This window comes from Pseudoalteromonas sp. DL2-H2.2 (assembly GCF_021532535.1).
Taxonomy (GTDB): Bacteria; Pseudomonadota; Gammaproteobacteria; order Enterobacterales; family Alteromonadaceae; genus Pseudoalteromonas; species Pseudoalteromonas rubra_A.
In genome coordinates, this window is sequence record NZ_JAKGBD010000011.1 from 108,258 (window position 1) to 125,140 (window position 16,883).

Consider the following 16,883-nt stretch of genomic DNA (forward strand, 5'->3'; position numbering starts at 1 on the left):
ATTTTAACTAATCCCATTTTCTTATTTTTACACAGCTTGGTCAATTAGAAATCAAAAAATGACTGTTAGTTCTGATTTATGCCTCAAGGCTGGATGATAAAAACAGTTCCAAAGTATTGGTTTTTGATTACAGTGTACCTAATACTTTTACATGTCATCGGAGCTGTGTGGTTTCGCAATTTGTACAATTTTGCTTTTTGCGAGGCCGGAAACGGTCATCTGGCTGAGCAAAATGGCAAAATGCAAAACGACACTGCATCTGGGGCATTTCAGGGGTATCAAAGCAAGGAGTGTGCCCACATTAAGTGACAGTGGGCCTGAGAGTCTGCTCGTCCTAATTCTGGTTGCGGTTCAGCCAGCGCTCGGTCAGCCAGCCGGGCTTTTGTCCCCGGTTCAGTGCACCCAGAACCGAAATGGCGCGCTCTGGGGTGATCCGCTGGGTAGCAATATCCAGATAAACCTGTTGCGCCGTTTTTTTCCGTTTCACGGCCGCACCTGCATCCAGAAACGACTCGACCACTTGCAACACAAAGCGGGTGAAGCCCGAGAGATTTTCCCGGTCAGTTTCCTGCTCATCTTTGGCGTTTTGCTGAGTGAGCCGCTCGGCCAGATGACTGAGTTCGGCCTGAGCAAACTCACTTTGCGCCTGCGGCAGTTTGCCCAGGGTGTGCAGCATCTTAGTGAAATAATCACGCTCAATGCGATTGACCTTATCAAGTTGCGTGAGTTTGTTCAGGTCGCGACGGAATTGAGCGTGGCTTATCTGAGGTTCAAGCAGGCGCTCGCAGCTGGCGTGCAAAGTATGCCAGTGCTGCCAGGCATAAACATAATTAAGCCCCGGGCCTTTGATATTCTGCATGCCCACAATCAACTGATGTTGCCCGGCAAGGCCCACACTGGCAATGCGATTGGTAAGCTCGTCTGCGGTGATATGCGGGTTATCCAGCAGCAGTACTTTACTGTGCAGGATACTGCTCAGGACACGTTCCAGCTGTTTCTGGTGATCTGTCAGGTTTTCAAGGCTCAGCAGCGATTGTGCCAGTTGCCAGTTTTGAATGCGCAGCCGGACCAGGCGCTGCTGTGTTTTATCGTCAATATGTTCAGTCAGTGCAATCCCCAGCAGGCTTTCATCATCAAGGTGAGCGGTTTCGAGCCAGTGGCTGTCAAACAGGGCATTGAGCTGCTCGACAAACTGCGCAGGGTTACTGCCACATTTCCACTGCGCCAGCAGGCGCTGCAAATCTTGCTTGTCGTTATTGTCAATCAAACGGTTGATCCGGGTATCCAGCGCCTGATCCAGATACGCTTCAAAGCCATCGACATTGCTCCCAACCACAACGATATGATCGAAGCAGAGATCTTCAATCAGTACCTGAGCAAATACTTTAGAGCGCGCGACCCGGTCGTTGCGGTTATTGAGCAGGGCAATGGTTTGTGTCTCAGGTTTGTCGTTAAGCTCAAAGAGTCCGAGGCGTCGCCAGTTTTCCAGCGTGGCAAGGCGTTCATTGGCCGACATACTGTTGACGAAAGACTGAGTCACATGATCCACCGGGGCCGGCGTAAAGTGCTGTAACACGCCCACATCCGGCACAATGCGCTCAGCGGTTTCTTTGTACACATAGTCTTTGTCGATACCTATGTACTGCGCCATTTTGCATACCAGCGCGATGTTGTCCGGGTGCTCCTCATAGGGATATAAGGCGCGGATATCCGGGGTGATCTGAAACCCGTCTCCCCAGTGCAACTGGATCAGGGTAGACTGTTTGTGATCTGCCGCGCGGTTAAGGAGCGGGGCCATGGTTTGTTCGGCGGTAAATATCTGGGTACGGCTGCCAATAAATGCGGCCATTTCCTGCGCGACGTCGACGCCGGTCGGGCCGAGAATATCCTCATGATCCGGGTACGTGTTGGTAATGGTGGTAAAATTATCGCGCATCCAGCGGCGTAGTATGCGTACATATCTGGGCGTTAAACCCATACACTCCCACAAAAAGACATCTGCACGCACCGAGCGGGCAAAATCCAGCACATCGCTTTGCTCCCAGATACTCGCTTTGTCAAAAGGCCGGAACAGGGGCAGCTCATATTGTTCTCCCGAGCTGCGGGCGAAAATCATCATGGCTTCACAGCCCGTCGTTTTAGTGACCACGCGCAGTGCCAGGCTACTGAATAAGGCGGCTTTGAGTCGCTCGGTGCCCGACTTGCCACGCGTGCCCCAGCCGCCTATGGTGACGGGGATTTGAGCGCGGTTGGTGCGGATTTTGCGGTTGAGACGAATGTGCCTCAGCCAGAAGTAGGCGATAAAGGTCGAGACAAAAAACACCAGCTGGCCGATGCTGTTTTGATAAATGGAGTATAGATACTCTTTAAAACTGTAAGCCAGATTGACCAGCACACCCGGTACACCGGCGCGGGCAAACAATTTGCTAATGCCCGCCTCAAGGGGAAATTCACAGTCCAGCTCACTGCCATACGGTTTAAACTCCAGAGCAAACCCGAGTTTACGTATGCGTGCCAGGTAGTTTTGCTGCTCCAGTTCATTACCTTTGCGCAGGCCATCAATTTCGGCATAGTTTACTGACAGTTGCCAGTAAGCTCGCACACGTTGCCAGACATGCTTTGGCGGGGTGACCACTAAAATGCCATCGGGCGTATAGTTTTTGCAGCTGGTTTTAAGGTGATCCTGGCTAAGTACGGACAGCAGATAGTCGGGCAGCGGCAAATGAGGACGAGCGCTTGCTTCTTTCAGATGATAGAGCGCTTCGCCGGGGACGTTGGTGGCGCTGATCTCGGCGGTTGTGCAGCTGGGCACATGTAACTGCGCCGAGGGGATTTTAGCACTGGTGTGGCTAAAGCTTTGGCGTTTGTCGGTACTTGGGCTGAAAAACTCATGCCATACCCGCCAGAATCTGCGCCGGCGTTTATAGCCAACGATGACCCGCCAGCCTTGTTTGTCACGATACGCATTGAAGCTTTGTTCATGCTGAGCCAACATGCTGAGCGCCCGGCCCAATGTGTCCTGGTCGATATCCCCCGGCAGGTAAACGGTCTCCTGCTCTGCTAATTGCTGGGCAAGCTGGGCATGTAAACTTTGTTGAGTGAAGCTTATCAGCTGCTCCCGGGTGCGGGTAATATAGCGCCTGACGGCCAGGCTGGGTTCACAGCTCAATGCCTGATTTAGCACCTCGATATAGTTTTTTACCAGCGCGGCATCCTGACTGACAGCATCATCGTCGAGTGGCATCTCAACCGCTTGGTTGAGCATCAGTCTGGGGCTTTGCTCTAACAACATGCGTTTAACTTCAAGGCATTCTTTGCCAAGCAAAAGTGAGCGCCATAAGTTAAATGCGTAACCATAGGTGGCAAAGCGCGCGGCGGTCAGCTGTTTGACCAAGGTGAAGCGCACGGCATCAACCGTTTCATCGGCAAAGCGTTGTTCAAGCAATGTTTTAGCGAGTTTATCCGGCAGATTGGGGAGTTGCTCTATGCACACTTGCCTCACCCGGGCAAACGGGTGCTGGGCTAACTCATGCAGTAAAGGGATGTCTCGCTCCGCCAATGGGTATTTGTTGGCCAGAATACGCGGCATCGCGGCAATGATAAACAGCTGGTCATTGTGCTTGTGCGCAGGTGTGTTGTCGCGCTCGCTGGTTTCCACATAGGCCCACATGTAGCTGCGCACAAAGGTCGGACGCTGGTGGATCAAAATCTCCAGGATATCCACCACGGCCTGATAGGGGGTGTTTTCGGCATCCAGCAGCTCAATCAACTCAGCAACCAGCTCACTGTCCAGTTCCGGATCGGCTTTGAATTCGTTGATCACAGACACCTGGTTGACCAAGGCGCGGATCATACCATGGCGCACATGGGCATTGTTACTGGTGGCCATCAGGCGCAGGAAAAACGGTTGCAGATCCAGTTTCTTCCAGGCTTGGTCCAGGTTGTCTTCCGACAGCCTGAGATAGCGGTTGGTCAGTGCGCCCAGTTTGGCAATAAAAAAACGCAGCTCCTGCTCTAAGTCAGCAACCAGGGTTTGATAGCGCCCTATCACGGCCCCTTCATCAAACCACCGGGAGAAGGCCTGTTTATCTTGCTGCAGCTGGGTACCCGAGGCGCCCAGTGTTTCTGCATACTTGAGGATATGCAGTTGTTTCTCGGTGGCTAGCTCTGCTTTACCGAGCCTTTCAACAAACGACTGGTAATCGGCATCGTGGCCCTCGAGCTGCTCATGCAATCGCTCAATTTTATGGCGCAAAAACGCAATGGTCTGCAGCAACTGCCAGTAGTCCAGCTGCTCGTCTTTCGGCTGGTTTTGTAATAGCTCCCAGCTGGCCAGCTCTTCGAGCAGCTGATGGTATTTGTGACGGTGCAGGTTTAGCCAGAACTTTTCCGTATCGGCGAATAAAATGGCCTGAAGCTGGGATTTTAATTGATTATCTGCCATACAGGTCCTGCTCTAAAAAATGCGTCAGTTGCAGTGATTCAAAAATGATCTCGTCGTGGGCAAATGGTCCAAAGCCACTGCGTTGCAAGTTGCCCAGGGTGACTTCTAAGCGAACGCTGTGATTATTTCTGAACCAGTCTTGTGTCCAGCTCAGGCTTACCCAGCCACCGGTGTGCTCAGTGAAGTCAAACAGCGTTTGCCAGCTTACTGTGCTCAGGTATTGCCAGGTTGCGTTAGGTCTGTGGTCATCGGCAAACACGTAGCTACTGCTCAGGCCAGCCGAGAAAATATGGCCCTGATAATATTGCTGCCAGACGCCACTGAGTGACGCCACGTCCAGTGAGGTCCAGTCTGAATTCGACGTCGTTGTGAGCTGAGCACTGAGCTGGCTGTCCACCCGACTCTGATGACGAATACGATAGCCGCCGCGCCAGCCGTCACTGTGATTGTGACGATAAAAGTTAAACATGGCATTGCTGATGGTTTCATCCGCCAGGTATTCGGCTTTGTCTATGCTGGTGTAGTAATAAAAAGGCTGCCACCACCACTGATGACGCCAGTGCTGATCTTCTCGCCAGATCTCGCCTATTGCCACCGTCCACTGACTGGTCAGGTGGGTTTCCCGGCTCAAAGGTGACTCCTGCCAGCGGTTATACCACTGCGCTTTGGCAAACCAGTCGTCCTCATCATCGAGCCAGTCGTACAAGCCGTTAATGCTGAACGAGGGTTCGCTGGTGTTGTTCAGACGGAAAAAACTCTCCAGCCGATACCAATGCTGTTTATAGCGGTTACGCAGTCGAATGCCAAGGTCCAGCGTATGCTCTGAGCCCAGCGGTTCACTGCTTTGATAGATCCCATCACGGTTATATTGCATCACGCCTTCCACGTGGGTCAGGTTGCCATTGGCCTGCATAACGGGCTCATGATAGGTGTGCTCGGTCTGGGTATATAGCAGCTCAGGATCTGCCACTCGGTAAGGCACGACGGGTGGTGCCACAGCCAGTTTATGACGATTGGGGTCCAGCTGCCAGCGATAGAGCCTGGCCAGGCTTGCCGTTTGTGGTGCCAGAGTGATCAGGCCGGCGGGGTAGAATCCCGACTGCTCGCGTCGCGCATTGTGCTCGACATATTCCAGCTTGAGCACCGCGTCTTTACTGAGCTTTGCGGTAATAGGGTTTGCTTCATCGCCATAATAGAACAGCTGCTCAGCCGCTAACTCGATGGCCTGCCAGCGACCCTGCTGATAGGCCTCGACTTCTACACTCAGCAATTGCGCGGCAAATGGGTTAAGCCAGCGCACTATCAGGCTGCCAGCATCGAGATCTGCGCGAGTCAGGCCCAGCTCACTGCGGGTGTCATCAAGCGGCCAGTTAATCGTGCCTTCTGCGCGCTCAATACTAACCTGCGGACGCTCCTGTAGTTGCAGTAACTCGGCGTTCGAGAAATAAAACACCAGCCTGACCTGCAAAGCGGCAAGCTCGCGCAAGTCCAGCGCCAGGCTATGATTGGGGCGCAAGGTAAGTCCGGGCAGCGCATCATTACGACTGGTATGACGGCTAAATTGTTCAGCGCTGCTGCGCTTTAACAGCGCAGATAAATCGACCAGCTGAGTGCCAGCATAATTCTGATACATGTCAAACGCTTGCCAGTGCCCAAAGCTCTGAATGCGACTATACAGAATATCCAGTGGCGCCACCTCACTGCGCTGCATCAACTTGGCTGACAGGGCGGTGAATTCATGCTCACTGAGCGACTGAGATTCAAGCCTTAGAAGGGCATTGAGCAGTAAAGTGCGCTGTGCGGCGACTGATTGCTCACCACTGACCGGTGTTTGATAGAGCAGGGACATAAAGTCTTGCTGCCAAAGTACACCTGCCAGGTTCTGGCTGTGAGTGAGGCTGTGAGTTGGGGGGAGGGCATCAAATTGCAAAAGTAGCAACTGAGTGCTGCTGAGGGTTAATTGCTCTCCGCCACGCAACTTAAAATAGCCGCTACTGGCAATAGACAGGCGTGGTTGGTTGTCGTCATCGATATGCAGCACGCTGGACGCCGGCACATCGTCAAAAACAGGCATGATTTTACGCAGCTCACCCTGATGTGCATGTAACCAGGAGATCTGACCCTGCTCGGTGTCGGCCGCCTTTGCCCGAGCGCTGACCTTGAGTATCATAGGCTGATGCGCGGTGATGGTAAGTGGCTGCTCAGCAAGCGGGTAGGCGCTTGTGTTGCTGGTCTCACTGAGCACGGTGCTAACGCCAAAGTGGCGCACTGAATAATCAAGTACGGGCGGCTCGCTTACCGGCTGCGTATAACCGAGTTGCTCTTTGAGCACTTGTAGGGTGTCATCCTCAGTGCGCAAGTCATGGCCCAGCCACAATGCAAAGAGGTTTTGCTGAAGCTCTGCAAAGCTTTCGATCAGAGCGTCTCGACAGTCAGGTAAGGCGGTGTACCACAGACTGCATAATCCCTGAATACTGTGGATGGCCTGGGTGTTTTGATAGTGTTGCAACAGTTGCTGCGCTGCATAACGTTGTAGCGCCTGATACGGATGGCTCAGCAATGCCCCCAGATAACGCTCTGCAGTGTTGTGCTCGCCCAGCGCCCGAAAGGCTGCAATGCGCAGCTGCCAGGCTCGGATCACCACTTCCTTATTCGGGCTGTCAATCAGGGCTTTGAGCATCGGCAGAGCTTGCTGTGGATCTTGCTGAACCTGCATTTCGGCTTCGCCAAGGCGGTAGTGCCAATGGCTGGCGCTGAGGCTATCCGGGCTGTGCATATGGTCTGTGTGGGTCAGAGAAAAACGAGACAGACCCTGCTGATAGCTGTGAGCAAGGCGTTGCAGTTGTTGCTCCAGGCGATAGGCTATGGCCGGGCTTTTATCCCGAAGCAGTCCCGGGCGCTGATATAGCAGCGCATTATTTGGTAAAGATTGCAACTCCCTGACACGCAGGGCCAGGTCAACCTGTCCATCATCACTGACAGCTACACTGAGCTGCTTGGCATCCAGAGGCAGCGGCAGTGACAGCATGGCAAAGTGCTCTGAAGGCAACAGGTTGATGGTATGGCGGTAACTGTCAATGACCAGCGTCAGCTCCGTGGCTGAAACTGTGCGTACATACAGCCGCAGCTTTGGAGACAGGCGCTGTTGAGCGGGTAACTCAAACTGCACCGCGCCGGATACACTATGATAATGCAAAGTCTGGTCTTGCACAGTGGCATACAGGCGGTCTATGGCTTGGCGGTAGGCATGAATAACCGGCTGCTCGCTGACATGGCTGGTGTATGATTGCTCGGACTTTTTGGGCAGCAAGAAGCGCACTGTCGCTAACGTGTCTTGCAGTTCTGACAGGCGTTGTCGTCCCAGCGCGCTGGCCCTCGCAATCTCCGCCGACAGCAGCGATGAAATATCATGATGCTGATAGACCTGCTCCAGTTGCCACTGTAAGTTATCGGTCCAGTAGGGGTTAAACAGCGACTCCGGCCAGGTTTGTGCGGCATCGGTATCGTATAAGCCCCGCTCCATTTGGATCAGATTAAGCAGCGTATCGCCCTGCGCCGTAATGCGCAGGTAGCCCCCGGCAGGCACCGCGATATAGTCGCTGCTACTCAGACCAATGACCTGATCATCATTGAAAGTAATATCATGACCAAGCCGGTGTTTGCGCAGTTGAGGGGTAAACTCATCGGCAGGCGTGTCGCTCAGTGAGAGCTGACTGATCAGCGTATCATCCAGCCTGGCTGTCACTATGCCACGCTGAGCTTGCGGCTGAGCCTGGCTCTGCAGAATACGTCGGGCATTTAACCTGAGCTTGATGGCCTTATCAAAAAACAGTTGCACACTCTGGCCGTCGTTCAGGCGATACAAGGTGGTATGCGTTTGTGCTTCATAGACTTGCATGGCTGGCAGGGCCAGCTTGACCGGAATACGAAAGGGATCTCTGTGACTGTGAAACTGACCCTGCCAGGCCGACACCGGCTGGATCTCATCAGTGGGATTATAAAAGCGCAGCAGCCGGGTTGTCGCGGTTGCAGGCAGCTGGCACTGATGTTGTTCACAGTGTAACTCTGCGCGGGTAACGCGCTGCATGGCAGAAGGAGACTGCCCCTGAAACACTTGCACGGTGTTCGGTGAATTTTCCAGGCTCAACCAATTTCCGGCTGGCAGCAAAATAAAGCGCGACCGTCTGGGCTCCAGATTGATATCCGCGGCACTGTGGCGCAACTGCAGTGTGTCAGGTGCATACCAGTCAGGGGCGCTGTGTAGTGCGGCAGGTTTTGCCTGCACAGGCAACAGAAGGCTTATCAGAAACAACACAATCAAATAAGGCATAGAGCAAACTGTTCCAGAGTATCGGGCTGCGCGACCAGCCGCTCGCGCATCGGGCGACTGATCTCAATATGAATAAAATAGCCTGCCGGTAATCCCAGGCGATGCATAACATTGCGTGTACCACCCAGTTCAGACACCTGCTGCGGGTACTGATAGGTGTGTACGCTCAACTTTGACAGGCACAGGCGCAATTGTGACAAAGCAGCAGTGCTTTGTCTGCCCTGACTGATAATGAAATCGGCCTGACGGGCTTGCGGTGTGCGGCGTTTATCCTGAGCAAAGCCATGCAACTGGTACAGATGACGGGTTGGGTAACGCCTGGCAAACGCCTGCGCGGCCGCCACATGCAGCCCGCTTGGGCGGTGTGAGTAGTCCATACTATACAAGTCGGGGCTGGGCGCGTTGCGATGTTCGGTATTGATCACCATCACCTGACATTGGGTCGCAAAGACCGCCTTACCTATTTCTCCGGTCAGCATATCGTGAAACTGGTGCGGTATGGACAACATGCAAGCCGAGCCTTGTGGGCGATAATACAAATCGCCGCCGCCAAAGTGCGCTGAACTGGCCTGTAGTTTGACCAGGCCCGACTGGCTGCGCAATTGCCAGGGCGGCAGGGCTGCAGGCTTTGCAAACCAGTTGTACAGCATTTGCCAGCTGGGGCTTTGCAGCTCAGCCGTATCGCTGGTCAGTCCCTTACCTGTCAGCAGTAATAGTGATAAAAACAGCAGTTTTTTAATATTCATGTTGCCACCATTGAGGTTGGGGAGGCGGTGTTGCATATTCTTCGAGCAGGGCAAACCACAGGGTCTGCTCTGCGGACACGCTCAGCTCATTGAGCGCTTCTATATCCGAGCCGATTGTCAGCGTAACAGAGGGATAAGCCGTCAGTGCCGGGTTTTTCGGATGCAGTAAAAAGGCGGGCAATCCGTACTCGGGGGCCAGTGCATAACGCTTACGGGCAATGCTGTACTCATCGGTGACACTTTGGCTGAAACGGCCGTCCAGCTGAGTCTGGATGAGCAGCGGATCTGCCGCGTGTGTGCCTCGGGTAAAGGGTTTTATCACAATCGCCATTGGTTTGTCCTTGCCCCGATAGTCCTGCTTCAGGGTCTGGCCCGGTTGAAGCTGAAACAAACGCACTTTCCAGTAGTCACGTGGCTTGCCCAGATTGATAAAATACCGCGCAGACGGGTCCGATAAATCGGGCAGAGGATCAAGCAGGGTGATGTCCTGCTCAGTGTAGCGGATCCCGTTATCACTGAGGGTTATGACTCTGGGAATGGGGGCTGTCAAACTTCCCAACCCCTGAATGCTACGTTGAGCACTGTGCAATGTCGCCAGACTAGTCAGCGGCGCATACTGAAACGGCGCTGGGGGCTCTGGTGGGGCAAAGTACTTGGGTGGACTGTAAACCAGCGCGGTATTGGATACTGGCAGGCGTACAAACAGCGCCTGAGACAAGTAGCCCGTTTGCTTTTCCTCAAGCGGTGGTGGCGCACTGAACAAGCGTACTTTGAGGATCTTTTGCTGTTCAATAAAATCAAATTCATTGTCGGCGCTTTGGCTAAACCAGGCCCCGACCTCAGTAAATCCGGTTTGTGGTGCATCGCACAAAGTGGCACACACATAATTCTGATGATGCATGGCGCTGTGCCGGCTTTGCAGTTTTACGGCGACCGCATTGGTGCTGCTGAGCGTGATTCTGTGTGCCTGCGGGCTAAGGCGCAAAAAGCGCTTTTCGCTGTCGGTAATGGCTTCCCGGCGGGTTTCCGGGGTAATTAAACGATCGAACCCACCACTTTGGCCCGACAGGACCAGGGTCTCTGTGCGCAAGCGTTGCAGCTGGCTATCATAAATGTTGAGTTGCATGGTACTGCCGGCCGGGCCTCGCATATCCAGCTGGATATCACTGCCACCTTGCACTGTGTAGGCAACCTGACTGGCTTCATCGAGCTGATAATAGTAGCTGTGTAAGGGCGCAATGATCTGACCCTGTTGGTCACGCCAGGTGGTGATCATCTCCGTTTGGGAGTGGATCACTAACAGTCCGGGTTGTAACTCTGGGAGCAAAAAGCGTGTCGGGTCGTCAGTGCTCGTCAGGTTAAGAGTTTGCGGTGCCTGGCGCTGTGTGAGATCGTGCCATATCAGCTGTAAATCGCTAACATCGCCCTGTGTTTGTACGCTTAAACTACCTGTGTTGGTCAGGCGAATTGAGGCGGACAGACCTGCTCGGGTATAGTATCCATCCAAATCAAATTGCTCGGCAGAAAAATCGTAAGTGATCACGTTGTAAGGCAGAGATTCATACAGAATATCGGCGTCAAAATCGATCCCCGGGATCCCTTGCGGGGCGAGCTTTCGCCAGTCGTAAGAGACGGCGTTGGCAACTTGCTGAGGCTGCAAACCGCTGCTGCCAAGTGTGTGGTAGCTGGTCATCCGCTCCCGCCACTGCTCGGGCAACTTAAGCCAGGTGCGGGTAACATCGTCCGCATTGGTAGGGGTTTTACCATGAATACGCACCACCACACCGCGCAGGCTGGGTTCTTCGGGAATTAATCGCAGGGAAATTTTACTGGCCCGGGTCAGTTGTTGCCAGTCGACGTAAAATGACTGGCCAGATGTTACGGCCAGTGCCTGCCTGTCTTCAATCAGTTGTTTAACCTGCTGCTGACCTTCTTCCAGTGCAAGTTTAGAGGCGTGATGATAGACATGCTTTTCCAGTTCGTTGTCCTGACTGTCCAGCAAGCGATATTCAATGGCATAATTGATGGGTCGGTCAAACACAGTTTGGCTGGCAAAAATGGCATTCGACAACACCCGGATTGCAACGGTCCTGGAAGTGGGGAACGTATAAATGAGCGGGCGGTCCGGGCTGAGCCAGTGCACCACCGAACGAGTTTCCTCTTCACTGCGCGCCGCAATGCGCTCAGCTGAATTCAGCCAGACGTATACATGCAGTGCCATACGGTATCCTGCTAGCAATAACATGATTAACAGCAGGGCTTGCAACAGACGTTTAATCCAGTACATTTGGCCCTCCCTGCATCATGTTTTCAAGCGCCTCGAGGGTGATCAATCGGTTACGCTGAGCAAGGTACACAGCCGCGGTTTTGCCGGCCAGTTGCACGTGCAAGCCAAGTAATTGGTTGTCAGACAGGCGGATAGCCTGCAACTGACAGCGCGGCAGCTCATCACAGAGTGCGCTTAGCCAGGGCAGATGCTGGGTTTGTGCGTAGCGTCCTATGTTCCTGTTGAGCTTTTGCATTTGCTCGTCTGATAGCTTAATCCAGTCATCTGGTCCGGTGGCCGCAAGGCGCAGTGGTATAAACCGGGGCATGGCGGATACGGCGAGTAACCTTTCCTGCAGCGCTTGTTCAGAAACGGCATAGTGTTGCTTAAAGTCTGAGGCCAGCCACAGGGTGGCCAGTTCACTGTCGGGACTGAACAGGCGATAGCCCGACTGCGGGGACGAGCCAATCTCCAGTCCCCGGGTGGCAATCTGACCCGATACTTTTTCGACACTAATACCCAATCGCGCCATGGCCTTACGCAGAGCATTTATGGTGGAGGTATGACGAAAATCAGGCTGGGTAAATTGATAGGCAAGGGCGCTCGGACGGATCTGTGACGGTGCACTGTGGCTGCGTACCTGCAAGCTCAATACCGGCATACCCGGGTTATGACGCACCGCACTTTGGTGCACCACATTATACAGCGTTCGTGTATTGGTAGGTGCCATCACATTTGCCTCTTCACTGGCATAAGGGTGAGCACCGGCAATGAGCAGTGCGCGCGCACCACTGGTCTGAAACAAGTCCGTCGCAAACTGCAAGGTATTACTTTCGAACAGGGGCCGGGGCACTTGAATGGTCAACGGCTGGGTGGTATTGAGGTTGATAGCGTAAAACCCCTGTCCTTGCTGATAGTAGTTTATTTCAGGTAAAGGACTGATGACCACCAGGCGATGAGCATTGTTTATGATCAGTTGCAGTCGATAGCCCACCATATTGGCGAGCCGGTTAAGTTGCTCCAGGCGATTAAGGTCATCTTCATTGATAGCGCGTGAGCGTAAGGCATGAGACAGCTTAAAAAGGGGGTCAAGTACTTCGTATTCCCACAATGCCGCTTCATTTTCTTCGAGCATACGAAAATGACCACTGCCCTTGGCGCTGATATGCTGAGAAAACTGAGTTACCAGTTCGTCCAGTGGCAGGCTAAGCTGCTCAACGGGATATTGCACCGCATTGGCGTTGCTTCTTGCTGTATGTGAAAGCAGCGTGGAGTAACTCAGGTTGTCAAAAAAGGTTTCCAGCATGGCGCCCTGATAACCCGGATAGGGCAGATTGTTTTCGCTGAGCAGACCAAACTGGCTGCGTTCAAACCCCAGCAACCGCGTTAGCTGGCGCTGTGACAGTGACTCGGGTAGCTGATTGTAGATCCAAAACTGGCTTTGCTCTGCAAAGCGTGTGAGCTTTAACTGTGGCCGGGTATATTGGTTAATAGCCCTCAGCTGAAGCACTTCGTTACTGTTCAGGGCGGCAATAAAGGCCTGATAATAGGCACTTTGAGGGCGTGTTTGCTGGCTTGCCACAGAGGGCGTTACCCGGGTGCCGAGCGCCAGGGCTCTGCTGCCTAAAATGGCAAAAAGCTGCCCGGCCGCATCGCCTGCCAGGCGTTCACTGGTCGGGTAGGGCACCGTGACTATGTGCTCTCGCACGGGAGATTTAGCAAGGGCAAAAAAGCCTCTTGGGTGCGTTGTCTGGGTGTCTTTGATCACCAAAGTCGCCGGGTTATCGATCAGTGCAAAACCCAGATCCGCCAGCACCTGCGCGGCGCGCTGCTGAGTATCCGGGTCCTGGCGATTTTCATTCAGTAACCTGATAGCGCCCCTGAAGCGTTGTATCTGTTGGGCTTGCTGGTAGTGACTGAGGTTCAGCAAATCGTATCTTGCTGTATAAAGATAGCTTTTGTATTCGCTGACATGATGGCTCAGCGGTGCGCTTTGGACTTTTTCTACCTCGATGGGCTGCGCCGGGGGTTGGATCAGCGACGGCACAAACATGATGGCAAAGCCAATGCCAAATGCCAGTAAGCCGCCGACCATCGAGGTCTGGAAAGTGGCACGCAGCACCAGACCCAGGGCATTTTTCTGATAAATTTTGAGTGCCAGTAACGTTGATAACATATAGCCAAAGGCAAAGGTATCCGTGGCTTTGAGGGTTGGGAAATAGTCAACCACGAAGTAATTGAGCACGAGCTTGTAGAAAAAGCCGATATTGAAAAACAATAGTAGCAGCCGTGCCCCTTCGAAATTAGCATGTTTGAGGCGGGTCAGATTGAGCAAGATGGCACCGAGCGATAAGATCACTGTGGTTTCGATAAAGGTGGTGATCAGTTTACTGGGCTGCATAAGTTGCAGTGCCAGCAAGGCCGGCAGCATGATGCCATTAAACTCCCAGCCGTAGCGGATATTAGCCCGGGAGGCCAAAAAGGCGGTGATCACCAGAATGATGTAGGCTTTGGGCGCAGCCAGTATAGAGGCAGCAACGGCTTCATACATGATGGCCAGGTTCGCAATACTGAAATTGGTAAACGGCATCAGGACAAAGCGCACTAAGATAAAGGTTATGGCCAGCTGTATGAGCGTTACCCGCATACCATACCGAAAACCCCCATTCCACATCACGTTGGCGGTCAGTGCAATGATCACCAGGCCCAGGCTATACAGCTGTCCGGCGTAATCAAAGGTAATGTCCCACAGCGCCAGTACCTGGCCAATCTGGGGCCAGAACAAGGTATCCATAAATACCCTGACCAGAATACTGATCAAAATAATGGCAAAGAACCTGTCCCGGCCAAACATTTCGGCATACCCCAGCCGCTCCATCGCCACTTTGGCGCTGCATCGCATTAGTACATAGACCACAATGGCTTCAAGGACAATGACCACGGCGGAGACCGGGCTGACAATCAGTAAAGGCACCAGATAGCCGGGCACCACCAAACCGGTAAGCGGAAAGCCAAACCGCAGGTTCAGCATACATACCACGGCAATTCCCACCCAGACGGTGGTGATAACAGATTGGCCGAGTCCGCTGCCATCCGGGAAAAGTGGTAACACCCAGTCCATTACAGCGTGTGCTCCTCGTTGCTGTCTTCATTGTTATCGGGGGAGACCGACGCCAGCTGACTGAGCAGCGCATGGGGGTCTTCCAGTTGTTGTAGCAAGGTGGTGATGTCGATAAATTCAAATAAGATCCCGGCTACCGAAAAGGGCTCGCCTATGGTACTGCTGACCTGACTGGCTGAGATAGAGCGAATATTCAAAATATAAGTGTCTTTACCAAGCGTGGCAGGCAGAAACAGCTCACCCTGTTGCAGGGTCAGATAGCGCAGCTTACCTTTAAGCGTTTCCTTTGGCATGGCAATGATTTTGTCCAGCAGATCCAGCGCCGTCATTTCGAACAGTGCGAGGTGGTGCTTTTTCGCCAGTTGTTCGAGCGGCTGATTGGTCTGCACCACCTGGCCAAATAAATTAAACAACACCGCAGCGGTGCGGATCTGGTTAAAGACCTGCTCCAGCGTAGACAGTTTTTGTTCCATTTCACCGATGGCGGTTCTCACTTTCTGGCTCAGGGGTTTTTCGAGCGTCAGTGTCAGTGCCCGGGTTAAGGGACTCAAGGTGGCACGTTGCTGGTTTTGCAGCATTCTGTAGTGGAATAACAGCTCGCCAATCTGACTGGCAAAGCGGTTGACGTTTTTGACAAATGCCTTCTCGTCGAAATGCTCGTTAGGGATCACCGTCATGGCCCAGAATCCCCGAATGTCGCCTGCGTACATCAAAGGCACGACAAATTGCCGCTCCTGCTCCTGAAGACCAGTGAAAAAGGGTCGGGCGGTTTGCACTGCGCCAAACGCTTTAATGGCATCTGAATAGGGTGGGCGCTGATAATCCCGGCGCTGCTCTAAGATATCTTCGATATTGCAGTTAATAGCGCGGATCTCTTCAAGCCGGTGATCGCCTTCAAGGCGTGCGAGAAAAATCGAGCGGTTTAGGGCAAGTTGCTGATTAACTAAGGTAATAATGGCATCCCAAGGGGTGCTCTCGGTACTGATTGAACGCGGCAGATAGCGACCCATCATGCGCTGGTGGACATTGGCAATGAGTTCCAGTAGCTCGTTTTCTTCAAGCCATTTGCGCGAGAAAAACACCCACAACATGGTCATCACATTGATCACCAGCAGCTGGCCGATTGGCAGCAGGTAATGTGCAAACAGCAATACCAGATAACTGCTCAGCAGGCCGACGGCGGACAGGCCAACGGCAATAATAATACTCAGGGTCAACGTGTTTTTTTGATAAATGATCAACAGCAGCGCCAGTAAGCTCAGTTGTAGCACAACGGATTGCCACTGTGCCAGGCGCGTGACCAATTGTGATTTGGCCATGCTATCTGCAACATAGGCGTGCAGGTAAACGGGGTTATTGGCACCTTGTAACTTGGGGGCTCGCAGCGGCACGCTAAAGCCTAACTGTTGTTGGGCAATGAGTACCACTTTGCCAGCCAGCTGGCTGATGAGTACATCTTCCTCCAGCAGCCGGGTGCTCGAAAATTTGGGCAGGGCACTGGGCGCCAGCGCGAAGTTGATCAGCTTACCTGTGTTGTTTTGCTGTGGCCCGTAAATACGCTCCCAAACATTCTGACATTGTGACTGCGGCTTGCCGAGTACCATATTATACCCCAGCCAGGGTTGTACGGCTGGCAGACAATAACGCGGATCGGCAAAGGGGAAGTACACATTAGCAAAAGACATGCTTTGTTTGGAGGCAACGTCGGATAGCACCACGATGGCTTTAACATCCTGGGTGAGCAACTGGCTGATAAGGCTTGACTGCTGATGTTGCAGATTGGCAGACTCGATCACCACAATGTCACTGCTTTGCTGCTCAAACAGCTGATTAAACTGGCTATATACATAGGCATTCAGGCGCGCAAACGAGCCGTGTATGGCAATCACCAGCACCACCATAAATAGCAGCAAAATCGACCAGAATGGCTTTTGCCGTTTAATCATAAAAACTTGTTGTTTGAGCGACACACGCCC

At 53.1% G+C, this 16,883-nt stretch carries 6 protein-coding genes; all 6 read right to left on the reverse strand.

The features are described 5' to 3' along the window. Positions 1 to 334 precede the first annotated feature (334 nt). Genes L1285_RS17705 through L1285_RS17730 form a run of 6 tightly spaced genes read right to left on the reverse strand, consistent with a single transcriptional unit; the run spans position 335 to position 16,853 of the window. Positions 335 to 4,444, reverse strand: a complete 4,110-nt coding sequence (locus L1285_RS17705) for a poly-gamma-glutamate synthase PgsB (RefSeq protein WP_235413502.1) — start codon at positions 4,442 to 4,444, stop codon at positions 335 to 337. After that, complete coding sequence (locus L1285_RS17710) at positions 4,434 to 8,774, reverse strand: hypothetical protein (protein ID WP_235413504.1); 4,341 nt, start codon at positions 8,772 to 8,774, stop codon at positions 4,434 to 4,436. Before L1285_RS17710 ends, L1285_RS17705 begins: the two co-directional genes overlap by 11 nt. Further along, a complete protein-coding gene (locus tag L1285_RS17715; protein ID WP_235413505.1) occupies positions 8,762 to 9,520 on the reverse strand; it encodes a hypothetical protein in 759 nt (252 codons plus the stop codon). The genes L1285_RS17710 and L1285_RS17715 overlap by 13 nt, the downstream gene beginning before the upstream one ends. Then, positions 9,510 to 11,807: a hypothetical protein gene (locus L1285_RS17720; protein WP_235413507.1), complete on the reverse strand. Its 2,298-nt coding sequence runs from the start codon at positions 11,805 to 11,807 to the stop codon at positions 9,510 to 9,512. Before L1285_RS17720 ends, L1285_RS17715 begins: the two co-directional genes overlap by 11 nt. Beyond that, on the reverse strand, positions 11,794 to 14,907 hold the full coding sequence (locus tag L1285_RS17725) for a poly-gamma-glutamate biosynthesis protein PgsC/CapC (RefSeq protein ID WP_235413508.1): 3,114 nt from the start codon (positions 14,905 to 14,907) through the stop codon (positions 11,794 to 11,796). The genes L1285_RS17720 and L1285_RS17725 overlap by 14 nt, the downstream gene beginning before the upstream one ends. Continuing rightward, positions 14,907 to 16,853 carry a hypothetical protein gene (locus tag L1285_RS17730; RefSeq protein ID WP_235413510.1) on the reverse strand — a complete coding sequence of 649 codons (1,947 nt, stop codon included), beginning with the start codon at positions 16,851 to 16,853 and terminating at the stop codon, positions 14,907 to 14,909. The genes L1285_RS17725 and L1285_RS17730 overlap by 1 nt, the downstream gene beginning before the upstream one ends. Between the last annotated feature and the right edge of the window lie 30 nt (positions 16,854 to 16,883).

Bases quoted from the DNA above. Each gene is read 5' to 3' on its own strand.
- L1285_RS17705 (WP_235413502.1), bottom strand. From the start codon at position 4,444: ATGGCAGATAATCAATTAAAATCCCAGCTTCAGGCCATTTTATTCGCC.
- L1285_RS17710 (WP_235413504.1), bottom strand. From the start codon at position 8,774: ATGCCTTATTTGATTGTGTTGTTTCTGATAAGCCTTCTGTTGCCTGTG.
- L1285_RS17715 (WP_235413505.1), bottom strand. From the start codon at position 9,520: ATGAATATTAAAAAACTGCTGTTTTTATCACTATTACTGCTGACAGGT.
- L1285_RS17720 (WP_235413507.1), bottom strand. From the start codon at position 11,807: ATGTACTGGATTAAACGTCTGTTGCAAGCCCTGCTGTTAATCATGTTA.
- L1285_RS17725 (WP_235413508.1), bottom strand. From the start codon at position 14,907: ATGGACTGGGTGTTACCACTTTTCCCGGATGGCAGCGGACTCGGCCAA.
- L1285_RS17730 (WP_235413510.1), bottom strand. From the start codon at position 16,853: ATGATTAAACGGCAAAAGCCATTCTGGTCGATTTTGCTGCTATTTATG.